Origin of the sequence: Aeromonas sobria (assembly GCF_050266975.1) — a bacterium.
GTDB lineage: Bacteria > Pseudomonadota > Gammaproteobacteria > Enterobacterales > Aeromonadaceae > Aeromonas > Aeromonas sobria_B.
This window is the reverse complement of sequence record NZ_JBKISU010000008.1, coordinates 61357-83162: the sequence shown is the minus strand read 5'-3', so window position 1 is coordinate 83162 and position 21806 is coordinate 61357. Positions and strand designations below refer to the sequence as shown.

Genomic DNA, 21806 nt, shown 5'->3' with positions numbered 1-21806 from the left:
ATCTCGAAACAAGTAGCGGGACCGGTCGAAGGGCCGCTGGCTGACAACGAACGCCTCAAGCGCGAGAGCAACTTCCTGCGCGGCACCATAGAGCAGGATCTCAAGGATCCCCTCACCGGCGGCTTCAACGGCGACAACTTCCAGCTGATCCGCTTCCACGGCATGTATCAGCAGGATGACCGCGACATCCGCCCCGAGCGCGCCGCCCAGAAGCTGGAACCCCTGCACAACGTCATGCTGCGGGCCCGCCTGCCCGGCGGCATCATCACCCCGACCCAGTGGCAGGTGATCGACAAGTTTGCCGAGGAGCACAGCCTGTATGGCAGCATCCGCCTGACCACCCGCCAGACCTTCCAGTTCCACGGCGTGCTCAAGCGTGACATCAAGCTGATGCACCAGACCCTCAACAGCACCGGCATCGATTCCATCGCCACCGCGGGGGACGTGAACCGCAACGTGCTCTGCACCAGCAACCCGGTGGAGTCCGAGCTGCACCAGGAGGCCTACGAGTGGGCCAAGCAGATCTCCGAGCACCTGCTGCCCAAGACCCGCGCCTATGTCGAGATCTGGCTGGACGGCGAGAAGCTGGGGGGCGACGAGGAGCCCATCCTGGGTTCCAACTATCTGCCGCGCAAATTCAAGACGACCGTGGTGATCCCGCCCCACAACGACATCGATGTCCACGCCAACGATCTCAACTTCGTGGCGATTGCAGAAAACGGCAAGCTGGTGGGCTTCAACGTGTTGGTGGGCGGGGGTCTGGCCATGACCCACGGCGACACCAGCACCTACCCGCGCAAGGCGAGCGACTTCGGCTTTATCCCGCTGTCACACGTATTGGACGTTGCGGCCGCCGTGGTCAGCACCCAGCGCGACTGGGGCAACCGGGTCAACCGCAAGAACGCCAAGACCAAGTACACCCTCGAACGGGTCGGGGTGGAGGCCTTCAAGGCCGAGGTGGAGCGCCGCGCCGGCATCGCGTTTGCCGAGAGCCGCCCCTATGTCTTCACCAGCCGTGGCGATCGTTTCGGCTGGGTGGAGGGGATCGACGGCAAGCATCACCTCACCCTGTTTATCGAGAACGGCCGCCTGCTGGACTTCCCGGGCAAGCCCCTCAAGACCGGCATGCTGGAGATCGCCAAGATCCACCAGGGGGATTTTCGCCTCACCGCCAACCAAAACCTGATCATCGCCGGGGTGCCCGCCGGCGAGAAGGCCCGCATCGAAGCCCTGGCCCGCCAGTATGGCCTCATCGATGATGGCGTGAGCGAGCAGCGCAAGCAGTCCATGGCCTGCGTCGCCCTGCCCACCTGCCCGCTGGCGATGGCCGAGGCCGAGCGCATGCTGCCGGCCTTTGTCACCGACATCGAAGGGCTGCTGGCCAAGCACGGCCTGGCGCAAGACGCCATCATCTTCCGGGTCACCGGCTGCCCCAACGGCTGTGGCCGCGCCATGCTGGCGGAGGTGGGGCTGGTGGGCAAGGCCCCCGGTCGCTACAACCTGCACCTGGGCGGCAACCTGGAGGGAACCCGCATCCCCCGCATGTATCAGGAGAACATCACAGAGCCGCAGATCCTGGCCGAGCTGGATGCCCTCATCGGCCGCTGGGCCAAGGAGCGCAACCAAGGCGAGTGCTTCGGCGACTTCGTGATCCGCGCCGGCATCATAGCCCCCGTGGTCAACTCCGCCGTGGACTTCTACGCCGCCTGATCCCAAGGGCGCCGCGAGGCGCCCGTTTTCTTCACAGAGCGAGACACAGAGATGACACTGGATCTGACACAACTGCTCACCCTCTCCAAAGAGGAACAGGTCGCCGCCCTGGCCCCCCACAACCGCGAGCTGGAGGCCATGAGCGCCCCCGAGCGGGTGCGCTGGGCCCTGGCCAACCTGCCGGGACAACACATCCTCTCTTCGAGTTTTGGCATTCAGGCCGCGCTGATGCTGCACCTGGTGAGCCGTGAGCGGGCCGATATCCCCGTGGTGCTGACCGATACCGGTTATCTGTTTCCGGAGACCTATCGCTTTATCGACGAACTGAAGGAGCGTCTCTCCCTCAACCTCAAGATCTACCGCGCCGAGCTATCCCCCGCCTGGCAGGAGGCCCGCTTCGGCCTCTTGTGGGAGCAGGGTGTGGAGGGGATCACCCGCTACAACCAGCTCAACAAGGTGGAGCCCATGGACCGGGCCCTGAACGAGCTCGGCGCCCAGACCTGGTTCTCCGGCCTGCGCCGGGAGCAGTCCGGCAGCCGTGGCAAGCTGCCGGTGCTGGCCATCCAGCGCGGCCGCTTCAAGTTCCTGCCGGTGATCGACTGGAGCAACAAGGATGTCTTCTACTACTTCAAGGAGCACGACCTCCCCTACCACCCCCTGTGGGAGCAGGGCTACCTCTCGGTGGGCGACGTCCACACCACCGCCAAGTGGGAGCCGGGCATGAGCGAGGAGCAGACCCGCTTCTTCGGCCTCAAGCGCGAATGCGGCCTGCATGAAGAGAGCGGCGAGAGCGACGGCTCCGGGATCTGATCCCGCCGCCCCCCCCAATACAAACGCCCGGGTCATCCCGGGCGTTTTCATGGGTTGGCAACGGTGGCTGGGACTAGAGCTTGCGCCCGAGCCGCTTCTCGACCTGGCGCCGCTCCCAGTCGGGGCCGAGCCACTTGGGCAGCTTGAACAGGTTGAAGGCGTGGGCCCCCAGCCCTATGCCCCAGCCCAGCATGGGCCACCAGGCCCAGATATGTCCCGGACTGGTCACCAGGTTGATGACCCAGAGCAGGCTTATCACCAGCCCGTAGCTGATGAGGTGGCCGTAGAACCCCTTCAATCCCTGCACAAACTCCATCGCCTCGCGCTCGTCCGGCGCAACCCCTTGCGCCCCCTTGGTTTCACTCATCTCGCTCTCCTGCAGTTGACTGAGGTCGAGTTCGAAGACGGCGGCCAGGGCCTTGAGGGATTCGAGACCGGGGGCCTGGCCCCCCTCTATCCGTTGCACCGTGCGGACACTCAACCCGGACAGGGTGGCCAGTTGATCCTGTGACCAGCCGCGCTGCAATCTCAACTTCCTGACGATCATCGATGAACTCCTTGTGGTAGTGACGAGAGCAAGCGTACCCGGCTTGGGCGAAATCCTTGACGACAGCGACCCGACATTCGGGTGACAGCCATTGCAGATCAATCTCTTATAGCCGATTGGCCCGAATGAAAAAAGCCCGGCACAAAGGCCGGGCGGGGAGAGTGACGGGGGATGGCGCCTAGTTGGCGGCCCGCGCCGCCGTGAGCCACTGCTCGACCAGGGCTTGGTGCCCCTTGAGCCAGGCGTCGGCATGACGGGCTATGTCCGCCGGTTTGTTCTGCCCCTGCTTCATCAGGCTGTTCTGGACGTTGATGTCATTGATGGGCAGCTTCATCTGCGCAAACAGCGTGGCCGCGGAGGGGTTCGCCTCGGCGAATGCCTTGTTGGCCACGATGTGCATGCTGTTCATCTCGAAGCCATAGTTCTTGCCATTGGCCAGCCTGGTGTCGCCCTCGCGGCCGTCCGGCAGGGCGGTGAAGGGCACCTCCAGCCAGACCACATCCTTGCCCGGTACCAGTTCGCCGCTCACCCAGTAAGGGGTCCAGGTGTAGTAGAACACCGGCTTGTGCTCCTTGTAGCGGGTGATGGTGTCGGCAATGATGGCCGCATAGTTGCCCTGCTGATGGGTCACCGTCTTGTCCAGCTCATAGGCCTTGAGCTGGTGGTTGATCACCCCCTCGCAGCCCCAGCCGGGGTTGCAACCGGCCAAGTCGGCCTTGCCGTCACCGTCGCTGTCAAACAGGGCCGCCAGCTTGGGATCCTTGAGCTGGGCGATATTGGTGATGCCGTACTTATCGGCAGTCGCCTTGTCGATGAGATAGCCCTGGGCCGCACCGGTCACATAGTCCCCATGGCGGTAGAACTTGGCGTCCCCTCCCGACTTCTCGTACTTGTCCTTGTGCAGCGGGTTCCAGTTGAAGGCAAGGAAGGTCGCATCGCCACTGGCGACCGAGGCATAGCCCACGTTGTAGTCCGCCTCCTTGGCGGGCTTGACGTCATAGCCAAGCTCCCCCAGCAGCTTGCTCACCAGCAGGGTCTGGAACGCCTCTTCCGGCACGCTGCTCTGGATGGGTTGCACCAGGGTGGCGGCCATGGTGGTCGAGCTCAGCAGCAGGGTGCTCAGGGTCAATCCCTTGGTGATGGATCTCATGATACTTCTCCTTTGGTGTGAGTCTGATGATGACGCCCGAACGGGGCGAGCAGCAGGCCGACGGGGCCTCGTTGATACCAGCGACCAAGGCGCCCGACCCTCGACTGACCCATGGCCTGGGTGAGGCGGTCGAGCACTATGGCCAGCAGCACTATGCCCAGGCCGCCGACCGAGGCCATGCCCATGTCGAGGCGACCTATGCCCCGCAGCACCATCTGCCCCAGGCCCCCCACCGCGATCATGGAGGCGATCACCACCATGGAGAGGGAGAGCATGAGCGACTGGTTGACCCCGGCCATGATGGTGGGCATGGCCAGCGGCAGTTGCACCTTGAACAGCAGCTGACGCGGGCTGGCACCGAATGAGTGGCCCGCTTCGATGAGATCCGCCGGAACCTGGCGAATGCCCAGTATGGTCAGCCGGATCATGGGGGGCAGGGCGAAGATGATGGTCACCACCACCCCGGGCACGTTGCCGATGCCAAACAGCATGACGATGGGGATGAGGTAGACGAAGGCTGGCGTGGTCTGCATGGCATCGAGCAGGGGCCGGGTCCAGGCGGTGGCCCGCTCGCTGCGCGCCAGCAGTATGCCGGTCGGCAGGCCGATGACCATGCAAAACAGCAGGGAGGTCATCACCAGGGCCAGGGTCACCATGGCATCAGACCAGACACCGATGAGCCCTATCGCGATCAGGGAGCCGAGCGCCCCCAGGGCCATGGCGCCGCTGACCAGCTGCCAGGCGATCAGGGTCAGCAGGAGCACCATGATGGCGGAAGGCACGGTTTGCAGCGCCTGGGTCAAGGCGTTGAGGGTCACCTCCACCGGAGCCCTGATGATCTGGAACAGGGGACGAAAGTGGGTGACCAGCACGTCGATGCCCTGCTCCACCCAGGCATCGAGCGGCAGCCAGGCCTGCTGGAAGGGATCCAGGGGGTCGAAGGCGGGCCCGTCATCGGCCTCGGCTATCTGGCTTTGCCAGTCATTGCTGGCCACGGCATCTTGGGTCGCGCTGCCCCAGGGATCCGCCTCGCTCTGGCTGGCGGGGGCGCTGGCCCAGGGATCTTCGGCCGCCTCGGCGGCATCGGCCCAGGCCGGTTGGCTGGCCAGCAACAACGTCGCCAGCCAGAGGGATATCAGCTGTTTCATACCGGGGTACTCCTGTCCAGGGTGTTGAGCAGACTGGCCTTGGAGATGAGACCGAGATAGGTGCCATCCTCCTCGACCACGGGCACCTGGCAGGGGGCCGCCGCCACCTGGCTGATCAGTTCGTGCAAGGGGGTATCCGCCAGCAAGGGGGGGATCTCCCCCAGCAGGGCCTGATCCAGGCTGCCCTTGCTCGCCACGGCGCGGTCCAGGGAGTCGAGGGAGACGACACCGACGAAGCGCCGGCTGCGATCCACGACATAGCCGAACTCCCTGTCCTGCTCCTTGAGCTGGCGCAGGGCATTGGCCGGGCCATCGGTGACATGCTTCTTGATGAGCGGCATCTGCTTGCGGCTGACGATATCCCGGGCGCTGAAGACGTTGGCGAGATCCACCCCGCGAAAGAAGGCGCGCACGTAGTCGTTGGCCGGCTGGCTCAGGATCTCGTCCGGGGTGCCCACCTGGATCACCCGGCCATCCTGCATGATGGCTATGCGATCGCCGATGCGCATCGCCTCGTCCAGATCGTGGGAGATGAAGATGATGGTGCGTTGATGGTTCGCCTGCAGCTTGAGCAGCTCATCCTGCATCTCGGTGCGGATCAGGGGATCGAGCGCCGAGAACGCCTCGTCCATCAACAGGATATCCGGGTCATTTGCCAGGGCGCGCGCCAGGCCGACCCGCTGCTTCATGCCGCCGGAGAGGGCATCGGGATAGGCGTGCTCCCAGGTGTCCAGGCCGACCTGGGCCAGGGCCTGATGGGCACTGCGATGGCGGGTCGCCAGGGGGACGCCGGCCAGCTCCAGGCCGAAGGCGGCATTGTCCAGCACCGTCAGATGGGGCATCAGTGCGAAGGATTGGAACACCATGCTGATCTTGTTGCGACGCACCTGGCGCAGGGCCTCGTCCGAGATGGTGGCAATGTCTTCGCCATCGATCAGCACCTGGCCGCGGGTCGGCTCGATCAGGCGATTGAGCAGCCGCACCAGGGTGGACTTGCCAGAACCGGACAGCCCCATCACCACGAAGATCTCGCCCTCATGGATCTGCAAGTTCACGTCATGAACGCCGAGAGTCTGCCCGGTCTTTTGCAAGATACCGGCGCGATCCTCTCCTTCTTCCAATAGTTTGAATGCCTTGTCAGGCTGATCACCAAAGATCTTGTACAGGGTCTTTACTTCCAGTTTGACTGTCATGTTGCCCTTTTCTAATTGATTACTACCGCATCGCCATGGGGTGGCCATGGCGAAATTCCATTACTACACTAAACAATTTATAGTGAGATATAAAGGGTTAATGACCACGGAGACCATGCAGCACATACATAAACATATGATTTTATGTGAAATAACAGTTAAATAGAGATACCAAATCCCTGCCCCTATCATTAGCCCAGTAATGACATTTCAATTTTTTGTTTAATGATCTAAACATTATTTCGCCCCATGGGGCGCTGCGGCGCAGAGATGCGACGAACAGGACACTCCCCGCGGCAACCGACGCCTGGCAGGCGCTCCTGATCGCTCGGCAGGAAAGCGAGAAATGTCGCGTAAAATACGCAAACGTCGGCGAAATATCGACAAGATTGCTGGAAATCTGTCGCTGACAGAGAAGGGGTCAGGGCTGACCCGGAAAGATGAATAGATGGGATGACGGGGGCAGTAAAGGGCTGAAAGCGAGGGAAGGGGCCGGCGATCACCCAGCCCATGGCGCCGGATGGTCGCCGTACCAGAGACTTAAAGGGACTGCATTATCCGGGCACCCAGCTCGAAGGAGCGCAGCCTGGCGTCCTGATCGAAGATGGGGCCATTGAACATCAGCTCGTCGGCCCGGGTCTCGGCCAGCAGCGCCTGGATACCATGACGCACCGCCGCCTCATCCCCCACCAGGGAGCGGGACAATGTCTTTTCCATCGCCACCAGCTCATGGGGGGCCCAGCCGGTCAGCTCCTCCACCGGCGCCGGCAGCTCGCCCGCATCCCCCCGATAGAGGCGCAGGAACTGCTGCTGCACCGTGCTGAACAGGAGGCGCGCCTCGGCCGTGCTCTGGGCGGCGATCAGGTTGACGCAGACCAGGGCATAGGGCTTGGGCCAGCGGGCCGAGGGGCGATACTGGCTGCGGTAGATCTCCAGCGCCTGGGACAGCAGGGCCGGGGAAAAATGGGAGGCAAACCCGAACGGCAAGCCCATGGCCGCCGCCAGCTGGGCGCTGTAGAGGCTGGATCCGAGCAGCCAGACGGGGAGATGGAGCCCGAGCCCGGGCACGGCGCGCACCGGGCCCGCCTCGTCCCCGAAATAGGCCATCAGTTCGGCCACATCGGCGGGAAAATCGTCCACCTCACCGCTGCGCTGGCGGCGCAGGGCCTGCATGGTGCGTTGATCCGAGCCGGGCGCCCGGCCAAGACCGAGATCGATCCGCCCTGGATAGAGGGATTCCAAGGTGCCGAACTGCTCGGCGATCACCAGGGGAGAGTGGTTGGACAGCATGATGCCGCCCGCCCCGAGGCGCAGGGTACGGGTGCCACCGGCCAGGTGACCGATGAGCACAGACGTGGCCGCACTGGCGATGCCGGGCATGTTGTGATGCTCCGCCAGCCAGTATCTGTGATAACCCCAGGCCTCGGCCTGCTGGGCCAGTGCCAGGGAGCGGCGGAAGGAATCGGCGGGGTGAGAGCCGACGGGAACGGGTACCAGATCCAGTACCGAATAGGGAACGCGCATGACTCACTCCTGGGAGGGGAAAGGGCTCACTCTACCATTAGCTCTAAATGAGACACAATCGTTCCCTCGCTGGCGATCCTGATGCCATGAGCCACACTCATTGCTGGTCAACCATGGATGAATGGCCATCACAAGGATCCGGATCATGAGGCTAACTGGCGCACGACGCCGCCCCTTCTACGTGCATATCGCCACCCTGTTTATCGGCCTGTTCGGCCTGCTCGGTACCCTGTTGATCCTGCAGCAGTTCGAACAGCATAGAGCCCTGGGCATGGCTTATGAATATCGCAGTTTCCTGCAGTATCGCGACCAGCTGGCCCTGGCACTGCGACTCAACGAGCGCCCCGCCCGCACCAGCCTCTCCCTGCTGGCCGCTGGCCCCCTGATGCAGGCCCAGACCCAGGCCGCCCGGCTCACCTTCCTGCCCCAGCTAACCGAGGCGCTGGCCAGCAACCATGGCTATGGCGCCATCTATGTCGGCTATGACAATGGGGATTTCTTTCTGATTCGCCCCTTGACCGACAGGGTCAAGGGGCGGCTGGGGCCCCTGCCCGAGGGGAGCAGCCTGCTGGTGCAAAGCCTGGTCGGCGGCAGGGGGGAATACCTCTACTATGATGCCCGCCAGCAGCTGATCTCCCGCACGGCCATGCCTGACTACCAGTTCGATCCCCGCGCCCGGCGCTGGTATCAGCAAGCGCTGCGCAGCAGCGGCATCGCCAGTACCCCGCCCTATCTCTTCTTCACCACCCAGGAGCCGGGGATCACTCTGGCGATGGCGAGCCGGGACAAAAAGGCGGTGATCGGCATCGATGCCAGCGTCGAGCGCATCTCCACCCTCATCGGCAAGATGCAGCAGGAGGGAGCCCTGCTGGTGCTGTTCGATCGGCACGGCACCTTGCTGGCGACGGATCCGGCTCAGCTGCCCGGCTACGAGCGACTGAGGGTCTTGCCCAAGATCTCGAGCCTCAACGATCCCGTCTTCACCCTGCTGCAGCGTCGCCTCAGCGCCGAGCCCGATCTGCTTGATGGGCGTAGCGGCCTGACCCTGGACGATCCCCAGCGGGGGGAGTGGCAGGTCAATCTCTCCCCCATCGGTGAGGGGGCCCCCTTCTACCTGGGGCTGCTGGTCAGCAGCGAACGCCTGTTTGCCGGGGCCAGACGGCAGGCCCTGCACAATCTTGGCAGCGCCCTGCTGGCCCTGCTGTTGCTGCTCCCCATCATCTGGCTGGTGGCCAGACGCACCGCCATGCCCCTGCGGGCCCTGACCCGGGAGGCCGAGCGCATCCAGCATTTCGACTTCAGCCAGGGGGAAGAGCCCCACTCCGCCATCTTGGAGATAGACGATCTCTCCCGCACCATGTCGGGCATGCGCCTGACCCTGGGCAACTTCATGAACATAGGGCGGGCACTCGGGGCCGAGCACGACGTCGACGCCCTGTTTCAGCGGGTGCTCGGCGAGACCATAGCCGCGGCGGGCGCCACCGGTGGGGCCCTCTATCTGGTCGCCTCGGGGGAGCTGCGACCGGAGCGCGCCTTCTGGCGGGGCCAACCGCTGCAACGGATCGATGGTGCCCCCCTGCTACGCCCCGTGTTGCGCGGTGAGCGGGTGAAGCTGACCCTCGAGGCCGGACTCTGGCAGCGCCATCTCGCGGGTTGGGGTGACTATCCGGGTGAGGGACATCTGGTGGCCGAACCCCTGCACGATCACCACCAGGAGGTGAGCGGCTGCCTGCTGATCCTGCTGCCTCCCTGCTCGCCTGCCGAACTGGGTGCCCGCATCAGCCTGATCGAGGCACTGGCCGGCACCTCGGCCTCCGCCATCGAGAATCAGCGCCTGCTGGCGGAGCAGAAACGGCTGCTGGCCGCCTTCATCGAGCTCATCGCCGGCGCCATCGATGCCAAGAGCCCTTACACCGGCGGCCACTGCCAACGGGTCCCGGAGCTGACCCGGCTGCTGGCCGAGGCGGCCAGCGCCGAGCGGCAAGGCCCCTTCGCCAGCTTCAATCCGGGCGAGCAGGAGTGGGAGGCCATCCATATCGCCAGCTGGCTCCATGACTGCGGCAAGGTGACCACCCCGGAGTTCGTGGTCGACAAGGCAACCAAGCTGGAGACCCTCTACGATCGCATCCACGAGGTGCGCACCCGCTTCGAGGTGCTCAAGCGCGATGCCCACATCGCGGCCCTGAGCGAGCAGCTGACCGAGGCGCAGCAGAGCGCGGCCCAGGCCGCCGTGTTGCCGCGCTGGGCCGAGCTGGATGCCGAGTTTGCCTTCGTGGCCGAGTGCAACCAGGGGGGAGAGTGGATGGCTCCCGAACGGCTCGAGCGGTTGCAACGCATCGCCAGCCGCAGCTGGTGGCGCACCCTGGACAACCGGCTCGGCCTCGGCGCCGAGGAGCTGGGGCGCTGCCAGGGCGCCCCCGCCCCCCTGCCCTGCCGCGAATCCCTGCTCGCCGACAGGCCGGAGCACAGGATCCCCCGCAGCCAGGATGAGCGGCTGGATCCGGACAATCCCTGGGGCTTCAAGGTGACCGTGCCCCTGTATCGCTACGATCGCGGCGAGCTCCACAATCTCGGGATCCGACGGGGCACCCTGAGCGAGGAGGAGCGCTACAAGATCAACGAGCACATCATACAGACCATCAAGATGCTGGAGCGGCTGCCCTTCCCCCGCCACCTCAAGCAGGTGCCCGAGATAGCCGGCGGCCACCACGAGAAGATGGACGGCGGCGGCTACCCCAGGGGACTGACCCGGGAGCAGATGAGCATACCGGCCCGCATCATGGCCATCGCGGACATCTTCGAGGCCCTGACCGCCAGGGATCGCCCCTACAAGTCGGGCAAGTCCCTCAGCCAATCCCTCGCCATCATGAGCCAGATGGCCGACGAGGGGCACATAGACCCGGATCTCTTCGCCCTCTTCCTGCGCAGCCGCATCTGGCAGCACTATGGCGAACGCTTCCTGGAGGCGAGTCAGTGTGACCGGGTCGATCTCGCCGCCTTCCTGCCATCGTCCCAACGCGGTCAGGTCTGCGCCCACGCCAGGCCAGCCCGCCGGGCACGCAGGGAGCCGCCCCCCCGCTGAGGGCGCGGCTAGTGTCCGCCCAGCTCGGCGCTCATCAGCTCCTTCATGCGAAACTTCTGCAGCTTGCCGGTCACCGTCATGGGGTACTCCTCCACGAAGCGGATGTAGCGGGGCACCTTGAAATAGGCGATCCGCGCCGACAGGAAGTGCTTGATGTCCTCCTCATCGGCATCGCAGCCGGGTCTGAGCTTGATCCAGGCACACACCTCCTCCCCGTAGCGATCGCTGTCGATGCCGAACACGGCGGCATCCTGCACCGCCGGATGATCGTAGAGCCGCTCCTCCACCTCCCGCGGGTAGATGTTCTCGCCGCCACGGATGATCAGCTCCTTGCTGCGACCGACGATCTGCACGTACCCCTCCTCGTCCATGACGCCTATGTCACCCGAGTGGAGCCACCCCTCGGCGTCTATGGTGTCGGCCGTCTTGGCCGCGTCCTGCCAGTAGCCGCTCATGACGCCGTAACCGCGACAGCAGATCTCCCCCTTCTCGCCGATGGCGACCGTCTCGCCCCCTGGGCCGACCAGCTTGATCTCGGTGTGACCTATGGCTCGGCCAACCGTGGTGACCCGCTTGTCGAGGGGGCAGTCCACCGCCGTCATATGGTTGATGGGGCTGCACTCGGTCTGGCCATAGGCGATGGTCACCTCCCCCATGTTCATCAGGGTCTGCACCCGCAGCATCAGCGGCTCCGGGCAGATGGCTCCCGCCATGATGCCGGTGCGCAGCGACCCCAGATCGAACTCGGCAAAATGCGGCAATTCCAGCTCGGCGATGAACATGGTGGGCACCCCGTGCAAGGCGGTGCAGCGCTCCTCCTCCACCATCTGCAAGGTCGTCGCGGGGTCGAAGGATTCGGCCGGGAACAGGGCGCAGGCCCCCGCGCTCAGGCAGACCAGATTGCCGAGCACCATGCCGAAGCAGTGGTAGAGGGGGACAGGAATGCAGAGCCTGTCCTGCTCCGTCAGCCCCATGCCGGCGGCAACCAGCATGCCGTTGTTGAGAATGTTGTGGTGGCTCAATGTGGCCCCCTTGGGACTGCCCGTGGTGCCCGAGGTGAACTGGATATTGATGGGATCCGAGGCCCTGAGTCCGGCGGCCACCCGCATCAGCGGCTCAGGGCCCGCTTCATCCCCCAGGGTCTGCAGATCGCCGAAATTGAGCATGCCCGGGCTTTTCGCCTCCCCCAGCCGCACCACCCAGGACAGGGTCGGCAAGGCGGCCGCCTTGAGCGCTCCCGGCTTCGCACTGGCCAGCTCGGGGGCCAGCGCCGTCAGCATGGCGAGGTAGTCGCTGCCCTTGAACCGGCTCGCGCAGATGAGGGCCCGACAGCCGACGTTGTTGATGGCAAACGCCAGCTCTTCCTGGCGATAGGCGGGATTGATGCAGACCATGATGGCGCCGATGCGGGCGGTGGCAAATTGCACCAGGCACCACTCTATGTTGTTGGGCGACCAGATGCCGACCCGATCGCCGGGGCGAATGCCGATGGCCAGCAGGCCTCTGGCCAGCCTGTCTATCTGGCGGACGTACTCCTGCCAGTTCCAGCGGATCTGCTGGTGACGTACCACCACGGCGGGCCGATCCGGAAAGCGGCGCGCCATGGCGTGCAGGTATTCACCTATGGTCTGTTCGAGCAGGGGGACGTCGGTCGGGCCGGCGCGATAGCTGAGCGGTGCGGACATGGGGGCTCCTTGCCATGAGGGGAGCGAGTGGCCTAAGGCTCGGCTGGCGACGTCTCGCGGTCGAATGTTACGTTAGTGTGAAACCATGGAAATTCAACGCCCACCTTGGTCTAGGCAGGCCGTCGGCAGCCCCGACATTCACAAAAAGAGGATCCGATCACAAAGCGGAAAAAAGCCATAAAAAACGGCCAACCATCGGGTTGACCGTTTTTCTATCAATATTCCTGCGACGAGTGCTTAGAACAGCAGGTGCGCAACGCCGGCGATCACGGGCAGGGTCACCAGGGTTCGCAGCAGGAACACCACGAACAGCTCCCACAGCTTGACCGGGATCTTGCTGCCCAGCAGCAGGGCACCGACTTCAGACATGTAGATGAGCTGGGTCACCGACATGGCGGCGATGACGAAGCGGGTCATCTCGCTCTCTATGCTGGAGGCCAGGATCGCCGGGATGAACATGTCGGCAAAACCCACCACTATGGTCTTGGACGCGGCTTCCGCCTCCGGCAGTTGCAGCAGTTCAAGCAGGGGGATGAAGGGAGCCCCCAGCCAGTTGAAGATGGGAGTGTGTTCGGCCAGCAGCAGGGCGCAGGTCCCGATCGCCATCACCACGGGCAAGACGCCAAACACCATATCCAGGGCATTCTTCACCCCTTCCCTGGCCACGGCCCCGAGATCGCTGACGCTGTCGGCCTTCTTGAGCGCACGCTCGAAGCCATAGCTCACCAGACTGTGCTCGTGGGGCACCGCCTCCTGCTTGCGGCACAGCGGGGTGCCGTCGCTATAGACATCCTTCTTCCAGGAGAGCGGCGGCAGGCGCGGCACCACGATGGCCGCCACCACGCCAGCCAGGCAGACCGTCAGATAGAAGGGCACGAACATGTGCTCCAGCTTGACCTGGGAGATCACCACCAGACAGAAGGTGATGGAGACGGCGGAGAAGGTGGTGCCGATGACGGCGGCTTCCCGCTGGGTGTAGAACTTGCCTTCGTACTGCTTGCTGGTCAGCAGGATGCCGACGCTGCCATCCCCGAGCCAGGAGGCGAAGCAGTCCACTGCCGAACGACCGGGCAGACGGAACACGGGGCGCATGATGCGGGTCATCAGGGTGCCGATAAACTCCAGCAGCCCGAAATCCAGCAGCAGGGGCAGCAGAAGACCGGCGAAGATGAACACGGAGAACAGCACGGGGAGCAGATCGTGCAGCACCAGACCCCCGGTGGCATCGGAGCGCAGCGCCTCGGGCCCGACGCCGAAGAAGACCAGCAGGGCGAAGATACCGCCAAGTACCCGCACGCAGGCCCAGAAGGGGGAGACATTGAACAGGGCATTGAGGAAGGGGCGACGCACCAGGATGGCTGGCTTGAACAACCAGGCGACCAGGGTCAGCAGCATGGTGGTGGTGATGAGGGCACTCACTACGGCCACCAGGGAGTCGGCGAACACGGCCTGCACCGTCTTGGCCAGCACGGCCACCGGTATGGTGATATTGCCGTCGTAGAGCACCGGGGTCATGAACAGCAGGATCCCGATGAGTGACGGGACCAAGAACATCAGCAAGTTACGGCGGGTATTCACCGTGGGGGCATCGAGGGTCTTTTCCAGCATGGTATTACAGCCTTAATGTTACTTTTCCTTAGCCAGGTCGCCTGCATACTCATGCCCCGCCCGGCAAAACGGGCGAAAGAATACTCCAAAAAAACGCACAAACAAGCTTTTAATGCATTATTTTAAGCATAAGTATTTTCGCAGACGAAGCGTCCATCAGAACATACCCAAACAGATATGCATATTGATTCACACGAGAGTGTTAGCATATTGTTTCGATCAGGTTACGTTCAGGTGCGCAGTATAACCAGCTGAAGATGTCAGGCAAGAACTGGCATCACAAATCCCACAATTGGCGCGCTTCGAGTCCATCACCATCCCTGGCAGCATCGATAAAAAACCGGAGTCCGTTGCCGGACTCCGGTTTTCATGCAATGACGCGGGAAACGCTATCAGTCGCGGACGTAGATGACCTCTACTCCGTCATCATCGTCTTCATCCCAGTCATCATCGCCAAGGGATTCATCGAAGGCGCGGGAGGCCGCCGCTGCGTCCGCTTCGGCCTGGGCCAGCTGGTTCTTGTGGTAGTCATCCCACTTGAACTCCACCTTCTCGATGGCGTCTTTGGCATCCTGCTCCAGCTGACGGGGCATGGTGTCCAGCAGATCCAGGATGTCATAGCACAGCTTCTTGGTGCCTTCCTTGCTGATGGCCGTGATGGCGTAGACCGGACCTTCATGCTTCAGGGCCGCCTTGACACGATCCATCACCTCGGCCGCTTCCTCTTCCAGGATCAGGTCCATCTTGTTGAACACCAGCCAGCGCGGCTTGTTCGCCAGCTCGGGGCTGTACTTCTCCAGCTCCCGGACTATGGTCACGGCGTTTTCAGCAGGATCGGAGCCATCAATGGGGCAGATATCCACCAGGTGGATCAGCACGCGGCAACGCTCGAGGTGCTTGAGGAAACGGATCCCGAGGCCTGCCCCCTCGGCGGCACCCTCGATCAGGCCAGGAATGTCGGCGATCACGAAGGAGCGGGAGTTCTCCCCGCGCACTACCCCCAGGTTCGGCACCAGGGTAGTGAAGGGGTAGTCGGCCACTTTCGGACGGGCGGCGGAAACGGCGCGAATGAAGGTGGACTTGCCCGCGTTGGGCAGCCCCAGCATGCCGACGTCAGCCAGCAGCAGCAGTTCCATTTTGAGGCTGCGCACCTCGCCCGGAGTACCGTTGCTCTTCTGGCGTGGCGCCCGGTTGACCGAGCTCTTGAAACGGGTGTTGCCAAGGCCGTGGAAACCGCCCTTGGCGACCAGCAACTTCTGGCCATGATGGGTCAGATCGCCGAGCAGCTCACCCGTATCCTCATCGCTGGCACGGGTACCGACCGGCACCTTCAGGGTGAGATCCTTGCCGCGGCGACCGGTACAGTTCGCACTCTGGCCGTTCTCGCCACGCTCGGCGGCATGAAAACGCTCGAAACGGTAGTCGATCAGGGTGTTCAGGTTCTCGTCGGCGATCAGGTAAACGTCACCACCGTCGCCACCATCGCCGCCATCCGGGCCACCGTTGGGGATGTACTTCTCACGGCGAAAACTCACACAACCGTTACCACCGTCACCGGCATCGACTCGAATCTGGACTTCATCAACAAACTTCATAGGTAACCGTCACCTTAATTCGAAAAACCGATACGCAATTATAGTGGTACAGGCCCCTGTGGGCGATACGCATCTGGATGATGGCGCCTGCGGCAGACCATCGGCGTCCCGTTTTTTCGTACAAATGCTGTATAAAAACAAAAGCCCCGCCATACTGGCGGGGCCTCGGATCCTTGCGGTCCGTAATTACTCAGCAACGATGCTGATGTACTTACGATTCTGCGGACCTTTAACTTCGAACTTCACCTTGCCATTCGCGGTTGCGAAGATGGTGTGGTCCTTGCCCACGCCAGCGTTCTCACCGGCGTGGAACTTGGTACCACGCTGACGAACGATGATGCTGCCAGCCAGTACAGTTTCGCCGCCGAAGCGCTTCACGCCGAGACGTTTGGCTTCTGAGTCGCGACCGTTACGGGATGAACCGCCAGCTTTTTTATGTGCCATTTTTCAGATTCCTCTCGAATTAAGCGCTGATGCCAGTGATTTTGACTTCAGTGAACCACTGACGGTGGCCCGCTTGCTTGCGATGGTGCTTACGACGACGGAACTTGACGATAGTCACTTTCTCGCCACGGCCGTGAGCCACAACTTCAGCTACAACCTTGCCACCTTCAACGAAAGGAGCACCTACTTTAAAAGTGTCGCCTGCAGCAACCATCAGAACTTCGTTGAAGTCGATGGTAGCGCCAGTCTCAACGTTCAGCTTTTCCAGACGAACGATTTGACCTTCGGCCACACGGTGTTGTTTTCCGCCGCTTTGGAATACCGCGTACATTTGATTAACTCCGTAAAGGCGAGTCTTTTGCTCAAGGCCAGACCCGCACAAAAACTATAACAATGGGCCGGCATTCTACGCATATCGGTCTACTCAGGCAAGACCAATTTAGCAAAAAGTTTATTTTGTGCGCATATGCCCGACCGTGAATAAACGCTTAACTGTAACCCATTGTGAAATCGTGTAGAATCCCCGCCATTACTAAAACTGCAGACATTGCTGCCCGTCACGTTACGAGATCTATGGACCAACAGACTATTCGAGCGCTCTGTGCCGCCGACATGACGGCGGTCAATGAGCTGATCCTGGCCCGGCTCCAGTCCGATGTCAGCCTGATCAATCAGCTGGGTTTCTACATTGTCAGTGCCGGCGGCAAGCGGATGCGCCCCATGCTGACCGTCATGGCCGCCAGGGCGCTGGGTTACGAGGGACAAGATCACCTCAAACTCGCCGCCATCATCGAATTCATCCATACCTCGACCCTGCTGCACGACGACGTGGTCGACGAATCCGACCTGCGCCGCGGCCGGGAAACCGCCAACGCCATGTTTGGCAATGCCGCCAGCGTCCTGGTGGGGGATTACCTCTACAGCCGCTCCTTCCAGATGATGGCGGAGCTCGCCGACCTGCGGGTGATGGAGATACTGTCCGACGCCACCAACACCATCGCCGAAGGCGAGGTGATGCAGCTGATGAATTGCAACGATCCGGACACCACGGAACAGAGCTACATGACGGTCATCTACTGCAAGACCGCCAAGCTGTTCGAAGCCGCCACCCGGCTCGCCGCCGTACTGACCCAGCAGCCCGAGCCCATCGAGCAGGCGATGACAGATTACGGCAAGTACCTGGGCACGGCGTTCCAGATCATCGATGATGTGATGGATTACTGCTCCCAGCGCGACGAGATGGGCAAGAACGTCGGCGATGACCTGGCCGAGGGCAAGCCTACCCTGCCCCTGCTGCGTGCCATGGAGATGGGCAACCCGGCTCAGCGTCAGCGCATTCGCGATGCCATCGAACATCGCAACGGCATGGAGCACCTCGACGAGATCCTCGCCATCCTCGACGACACGGGCGCCCTCGAATACTCCCGTCAGCGGGCCCGGGAAGAGGCCGACAAGGCCATCGCCGCCCTCATGGTCCTGCCGGATACCCAGCACCGCCAGGCCCTGATCCAGCTGGCCCAGATGGCGGTTCAGCGCAGCACCTGAGCCCTGCTTCCTGGCACCATGAACAAGAGGCCCTCTGCGGCCTCTTTTTCATGGTCCGTCATCTCCCCTCTATCACTGCTTGGGGAAAGGCGATCCCTCACGCTGCGCAAGGAACCCCCTGACCACGCGCTGTCGGCGAGGCCTTGAGCCAGCAGAAACAAAGAGAGACCCGTTTCTCCCCAACAACTTGAGAAGGCAATCCCTTCACTCCCCCACGCCGCCCCCTGACCACACGACGTCTGGGCGAGGTCTGAGCCCGCAGAAATAGAAAGAGGGCCCCTGAGGGCCCTCTTGCATCATGCACTGTCTGCGCTTACGGCTGGCTGCCTTGCGGTGACTTGAGGTAGCGGAAGAACTCGCTGTCCGGCTTCAAGACCATGAGGTCACTGCCCCCGGCGAAGCTCTTGCGATAGGCCTCCATGCTGCGCACGAAGCTGAAAAACTCGGGGTCTTTCCTGTAGCTGTCGGCATAGATCTTGGCCGCTTCGGCATCCCCTTCACCACGCAACTGACGCGCATTACTCTCGGCGTCGGCGATCATGACGGTCACCTTGCGATCGATGTCGGCCCGCAGGATCTCGGCCTGCTCGCGACCCTGGGAGCGGTGCTCACGGGCAACCGCGGTCCGCTCGGCACGCATCCGCTGATAGATGGAGTTGGACACTTCCACCGGCAGGTTGATCTGCTTGATCCGCACATCCACCACCTTGATGCCGAGCTCGGAGGAGCGCGCCATCTTCATCAGGGCATCTTCCATCACGGTACTGCGCTCACCGGAGACGATGTCCTTGATGGTGCGGTTACCTATCTCGGAGCGCAGGCCGTTGTTGATCTTGCGCTTGAGCAGGTCTTCGGCCTGGATCTTGTTGCCACCACCTGTGGCCAGGTAGTACTTGGAGAAGTCCTCGATCTTCCACTTCACGTAGGAGTCGATGATGAGGTCTTTCTTCTCGGAGGTGACGAAGCGATCCGCCTGACCTTCCAGGGTCTGGATGCGGGCATCCATCTTGCGCACCTGATCGATGAGCGGCACCTTGAAGTGCAGACCCGGCTCATAGAGGCGCGGCTCACCGGAATCAACCCGCTTCACCTTGCCAAATTGCACCACTATGCCCTTCTGCCCTTCATCGACGATGAAGACGGAGGAGAAGCAGACCATGGCGGCCACAGCGATGACACCAATAGCTAGTTTTTTCATCTATTAGTTTCTCCCTGAGCTGAAACGGTCGCCGCTACGCAGCGGGGTCGGAGTGGAGTTGGCTCCCTCGTTGGACGCCGGGGTCGATTCAACCGCCGCACTGCCTGCCGGACGCGCGGCTTGCACCGCATTCGCCTTGCCGGACAGCTTGTCCAGCGGCAGATAGATCATGCTGTTGTTGCCAGCCGGCATGTCCACCACCACCTTGTTGGTCTGCTGATAGAGCTCTTCCATGGTTTCCAGGTAGATACGCTCACGAGTCAGCTCGGGGGCGGCCTGATACTGGGGCAACAGCTCGTTAAAGCGAGCCACTTCACCCTTGGCCTTGAGCACGATCTGGGACTTGTAACCCTCGGCTTCCTGCTCCAGGCGCTTGACCTGGCCACGGGCCTTGGGCTCCACCTCACGGGCATAGGCCTCCGCTTCACGGATGAAGCGCTGTTCATCTTCCTGGGCGGAGATGGCGTCATCGAAGGCGTCTTTCACCTCTTCCGGCGGACGGGCCGGCAGGAAGTTGACGTCGACGATCTGAAGACCCATCTGATATTGATCAATGATGCCGTCGATCACCTGCCAGGTCTCCTGACGGACCTTCTCCCGACCCGTGGTCAGGACGTCATCCATCCGGGTGTGACCCACCACGTAGCGCAGGGCACTGTCGGTGGCCTGGCTCAGACTCTCGTCCGCGTTGGTCACGCTAAACAGGTAGGCCTGGGGATCCACGATGCGGTACTGCACGTCCATCTCGACCCGGACCACGTTCTCGTCCTGGGTCAGCATGAAACCGGAGGCCGGCAAGGAGCGCACGGACTCGACGTCCACCGGGATCACCCGGTCGATGAAGGTCGGCTTCCAGCGCAGGCCGGGATCCACGTTGTGGGAGTACTGGCCAAAGCGCAGCACGACGCCACGCTCCGCTTCGCGAATGGTATAGAAGCCGCTGACGACCCACACCACCACGGCGATCAGCACGGCGATGGAGATGCCGAACTTGCCCATCTCACCACCGGATTTGCCACTGCCGCCAAACAGACCACCGAAACGGCGGCTCAACTTGCGCAGCATCTCGTCCAGATCAGGGGGTCCCTGAGTCTTGCCGTTATTCCCCCAAGGGTCACGGTCTTTGCCGTTGTTTCCAGGCTCATTCCAAGCCATCAGCGTCTCCATTTAAATACGTGCGAATGGATGTCATCTCTATCGGCATCATGCCGCCGGGCCTTGTCGCCCAGATAGCGGATCAATGCATGATAAAGCGTTGTAAAACTTCACCTTCTTGCTTCACGAGGCGGTTCCAGTCGGCCACTTGCAAGCGGACTTCCAGCACAAAATCCCCCTCCTCGCTAAAACCTTCCTGCTCTATCCCTTTGAGGCGATAGAGGGTGCTGCGCAACCGGGCGGCCGAAGGCGGCAACTGCAGCCTGTGGTGAACCATGGTCCCCGCCAGCAGCTCGGTCAGCGCCTGGAACAGCAGCTCGCGCCCCTCCCCGGTCTGAGCCGAGAGCCAGACCCGGACAGGCCGCCCCTCATCGTCGCGCTCCAGCAGGGCCGGGCGATCACTCAGCTTGTCGATCTTGTTGCAGATCATCAGCTGCGGGCGATCATCGGATTCAATCTCGGCCAGTACCCGTTGCACGGCGTCGATATTGTCCTGCATCTGCTCGTCGGCGCAGTCGACCACGTGCAGCAGCAGATCCGCTTCCCGGGTCTCCTGCAGCGTCGCCTTGAAGGCCGCAACCAGATCATGGGGCAGGTGTCGGATAAATCCAACCGTGTCCGCCAAAATCACATCCCCCACGTCCCGGATCTCCACTTTACGCAGGGTCGGGTCCAGGGTCGCGAACAATTGATCGGCAGCATACACGCTGGCAGCTGTAAGTTCGTTGAACAAAGTGGATTTTCCGGCGTTGGTATAACCCACCAGGGAAACGGTCGGCACTTCGTTGCGATTGCGGGCACGGCGCCCCTGTTCCCGCTGCTTCGCTACCTTGTCGAGCCGGCGCAGGATGGCCTTGATGCGCTCACGCAGCAGGCGGCGGTCGGTTTCGAGCTGGGTTTCACCTGGTCCACGCAGACCGATACCGCCTTTCTGACGCTCGAGGTGGGTCCAGCCGCGCACCAGCCGGGTGGAGAGATGGCGTAACTGGGCAAGTTCGACCTGAAGTTTACCTTCATGGGTGCGGGCGCGCTGGGCGAAGATATCGAGGATGAGGCCGGTTCTGTCGACCACCCGGCACTGGAACAGCCGCTCCAGGTTGCGCTCCTGGGCCGGGGTCAGGGCATGATTGAAGATGACCACGTCCGCATCCAGGGCCTGCACCTCGGCTGCGATCTCTTCCGCCTTGCCGCTGCCGACAAAAAACTTGGCACTTGGCGCACTGCGGCTGGTGGTCACCACCCCCAGCGTGTTGACCCCGGCGGAGCTCACCAACATCTTGAGCTCTTCGAGATCCTCACGTTCACCCTCATCGCTGAAGTTGACATGCACCAATACGGCCTGTTCGCCTGCTTCATAACGGTCAAACAAGCGCTGACTCCTTAACGGAACTCATGGGATCTGCATGGCGAGC

17 protein-coding genes are annotated in these 21806 nt (G+C 62.5%); 4 read left to right on the top strand and 13 right to left on the bottom strand.

Going from position 1 to position 21806, the window contains the following annotated elements:
• A complete protein-coding gene (gene cysI, locus ACLHZ1_RS06525; protein WP_427261469.1) occupies window positions 1–1710 on the top strand; it encodes an assimilatory sulfite reductase (NADPH) hemoprotein subunit in 1710 nt (569 codons plus the stop codon).
• 51 nt (window positions 1711–1761) lie between these two features.
• A complete protein-coding gene (locus ACLHZ1_RS06520) occupies window positions 1762–2520 on the top strand; it encodes a phosphoadenylyl-sulfate reductase (RefSeq protein WP_427261427.1) in 759 nt (252 codons plus the stop codon).
• 73 nt (window positions 2521–2593) lie between these two features.
• On the opposite strand, the gene ACLHZ1_RS06515 is transcribed toward ACLHZ1_RS06520, so the two are convergent.
• The 5 genes from ACLHZ1_RS06515 to ACLHZ1_RS06495 all read right to left on the bottom strand — a co-directional run bounded on the left by ACLHZ1_RS06515 (window position 2594) and on the right by ACLHZ1_RS06495 (window position 8082).
• Entirely contained in the window at window positions 2594–3067 is a 474-nt protein-coding gene (locus ACLHZ1_RS06515; RefSeq protein ID WP_427261426.1) for a 2TM domain-containing protein, read from the bottom strand.
• Between the two features lie 178 nt (window positions 3068–3245).
• On the bottom strand, window positions 3246–4217 hold the full coding sequence (gene proX, locus ACLHZ1_RS06510) for a glycine betaine/L-proline ABC transporter substrate-binding protein ProX (protein ID WP_427261425.1): 972 nt from the start codon (window positions 4215–4217) through the stop codon (window positions 3246–3248).
• Complete coding sequence (proW, locus tag ACLHZ1_RS06505; RefSeq protein ID WP_427261424.1) at window positions 4214–5365, bottom strand: glycine betaine/L-proline ABC transporter permease ProW; 1152 nt, start codon at window positions 5363–5365, stop codon at window positions 4214–4216. The genes proX and proW overlap by 4 nt, the downstream gene beginning before the upstream one ends.
• On the bottom strand, window positions 5362–6558 hold the full coding sequence (proV, locus tag ACLHZ1_RS06500) for a glycine betaine/L-proline ABC transporter ATP-binding protein ProV (RefSeq protein ID WP_427261423.1): 1197 nt from the start codon (window positions 6556–6558) through the stop codon (window positions 5362–5364). Before proV ends, proW begins: the two co-directional genes overlap by 4 nt.
• 540 nt (window positions 6559–7098) lie before the next feature.
• Entirely contained in the window at window positions 7099–8082 is a 984-nt protein-coding gene (locus ACLHZ1_RS06495; RefSeq protein ID WP_427261422.1) for an MsnO8 family LLM class oxidoreductase, read from the bottom strand.
• Window positions 8083–8227: 145 nt separating this feature from the next.
• On the opposite strand from ACLHZ1_RS06495, the gene ACLHZ1_RS06490 reads away from it, so the two are divergent.
• Window positions 8228–11164: an HD domain-containing phosphohydrolase gene (locus ACLHZ1_RS06490; RefSeq protein ID WP_427261421.1), complete on the top strand. Its 2937-nt coding sequence runs from the start codon at window positions 8228–8230 to the stop codon at window positions 11162–11164.
• An 8-nt stretch (window positions 11165–11172) separates the two neighbouring features.
• Here the strand turns inward: ACLHZ1_RS06490 and ACLHZ1_RS06485 are convergent, their stop codons facing one another.
• The 5 genes from ACLHZ1_RS06485 to rplU all read right to left on the bottom strand — a co-directional run bounded on the left by ACLHZ1_RS06485 (window position 11173) and on the right by rplU (window position 16827).
• Window positions 11173–12849: an AMP-binding protein gene (locus ACLHZ1_RS06485; RefSeq protein ID WP_427261420.1), complete on the bottom strand. Its 1677-nt coding sequence runs from the start codon at window positions 12847–12849 to the stop codon at window positions 11173–11175.
• 237 nt (window positions 12850–13086) lie between these two features.
• Window positions 13087–14457 carry a YjiH family protein gene (locus ACLHZ1_RS06480; RefSeq protein WP_427261419.1) on the bottom strand — a complete coding sequence of 457 codons (1371 nt, stop codon included), beginning with the start codon at window positions 14455–14457 and terminating at the stop codon, window positions 13087–13089.
• Window positions 14458–14849: 392 nt separating this feature from the next.
• Complete coding sequence (gene cgtA, locus ACLHZ1_RS06475; RefSeq protein ID WP_427261418.1) at window positions 14850–16052, bottom strand: Obg family GTPase CgtA; 1203 nt, start codon at window positions 16050–16052, stop codon at window positions 14850–14852.
• 186 nt (window positions 16053–16238) lie between these two features.
• Window positions 16239–16496 carry a 50S ribosomal protein L27 gene (rpmA, locus tag ACLHZ1_RS06470; RefSeq protein ID WP_041992803.1) on the bottom strand — a complete coding sequence of 86 codons (258 nt, stop codon included), beginning with the start codon at window positions 16494–16496 and terminating at the stop codon, window positions 16239–16241.
• Window positions 16497–16515: 19 nt separating this feature from the next.
• Window positions 16516–16827 (bottom strand): 50S ribosomal protein L21, encoded by a 312-nt coding sequence (gene rplU, locus ACLHZ1_RS06465; RefSeq protein WP_005304210.1) that lies wholly within the window; start codon window positions 16825–16827, stop codon window positions 16516–16518.
• A gap of 242 nt (window positions 16828–17069) precedes the next feature.
• Here rplU and ispB point away from each other — a divergent pair, with 242 nt between their 5' ends.
• Window positions 17070–18041 carry an octaprenyl diphosphate synthase gene (gene ispB / locus ACLHZ1_RS06460; RefSeq protein ID WP_427261417.1) on the top strand — a complete coding sequence of 324 codons (972 nt, stop codon included), beginning with the start codon at window positions 17070–17072 and terminating at the stop codon, window positions 18039–18041.
• 313 nt (window positions 18042–18354) lie between these two features.
• Here ispB and hflC read toward each other — a convergent pair whose 3' ends face one another.
• The 3 genes from hflC to hflX form a co-directional block, all read right to left on the bottom strand.
• Window positions 18355–19239, bottom strand: coding sequence for a protease modulator HflC (hflC, locus tag ACLHZ1_RS06455; protein WP_408792840.1), 885 nt, complete (start codon window positions 19237–19239; stop codon window positions 18355–18357).
• A gap of 3 nt (window positions 19240–19242) precedes the next feature.
• Window positions 19243–20394 (bottom strand): FtsH protease activity modulator HflK, encoded by a 1152-nt coding sequence (hflK, locus tag ACLHZ1_RS06450; protein ID WP_408792841.1) that lies wholly within the window; start codon window positions 20392–20394, stop codon window positions 19243–19245.
• 82 nt (window positions 20395–20476) lie between these two features.
• Complete coding sequence (gene hflX, locus ACLHZ1_RS06445) at window positions 20477–21763, bottom strand: ribosome rescue GTPase HflX (RefSeq protein ID WP_408792842.1); 1287 nt, start codon at window positions 21761–21763, stop codon at window positions 20477–20479.
• Window positions 21764–21806 lie beyond the last annotated feature (43 nt).

Bases quoted from the DNA above. Each gene is read 5' to 3' on its own strand.
- ACLHZ1_RS06520 (WP_427261427.1), top strand. From the start codon at position 1,762: ATGACACTGGATCTGACACAACTGCTCACCCTCTCCAAAGAGGAACAG.
- ACLHZ1_RS06515 (WP_427261426.1), bottom strand. From the start codon at position 3,067: ATGATCGTCAGGAAGTTGAGATTGCAGCGCGGCTGGTCACAGGATCAA.
- proX (WP_427261425.1), bottom strand. From the start codon at position 4,217: ATGAGATCCATCACCAAGGGATTGACCCTGAGCACCCTGCTGCTGAGC.
- proW (WP_427261424.1), bottom strand. From the start codon at position 5,365: ATGAAACAGCTGATATCCCTCTGGCTGGCGACGTTGTTGCTGGCCAGC.
- proV (WP_427261423.1), bottom strand. From the start codon at position 6,558: ATGACAGTCAAACTGGAAGTAAAGACCCTGTACAAGATCTTTGGTGAT.
- ACLHZ1_RS06495 (WP_427261422.1), bottom strand. From the start codon at position 8,082: ATGCGCGTTCCCTATTCGGTACTGGATCTGGTACCCGTTCCCGTCGGC.
- ACLHZ1_RS06490 (WP_427261421.1), top strand. From the start codon at position 8,228: ATGAGGCTAACTGGCGCACGACGCCGCCCCTTCTACGTGCATATCGCC.
- ACLHZ1_RS06485 (WP_427261420.1), bottom strand. From the start codon at position 12,849: ATGTCCGCACCGCTCAGCTATCGCGCCGGCCCGACCGACGTCCCCCTG.
- ACLHZ1_RS06480 (WP_427261419.1), bottom strand. From the start codon at position 14,457: ATGCTGGAAAAGACCCTCGATGCCCCCACGGTGAATACCCGCCGTAAC.
- cgtA (WP_427261418.1), bottom strand. From the start codon at position 16,052: ATGAAGTTTGTTGATGAAGTCCAGATTCGAGTCGATGCCGGTGACGGT.
- rpmA (WP_041992803.1), bottom strand. From the start codon at position 16,496: ATGGCACATAAAAAAGCTGGCGGTTCATCCCGTAACGGTCGCGACTCA.
- rplU (WP_005304210.1), bottom strand. From the start codon at position 16,827: ATGTACGCGGTATTCCAAAGCGGCGGAAAACAACACCGTGTGGCCGAA.
- ispB (WP_427261417.1), top strand. From the start codon at position 17,070: ATGGACCAACAGACTATTCGAGCGCTCTGTGCCGCCGACATGACGGCG.
- hflC (WP_408792840.1), bottom strand. From the start codon at position 19,239: ATGAAAAAACTAGCTATTGGTGTCATCGCTGTGGCCGCCATGGTCTGC.
- hflK (WP_408792841.1), bottom strand. From the start codon at position 20,394: ATGGCTTGGAATGAGCCTGGAAACAACGGCAAAGACCGTGACCCTTGG.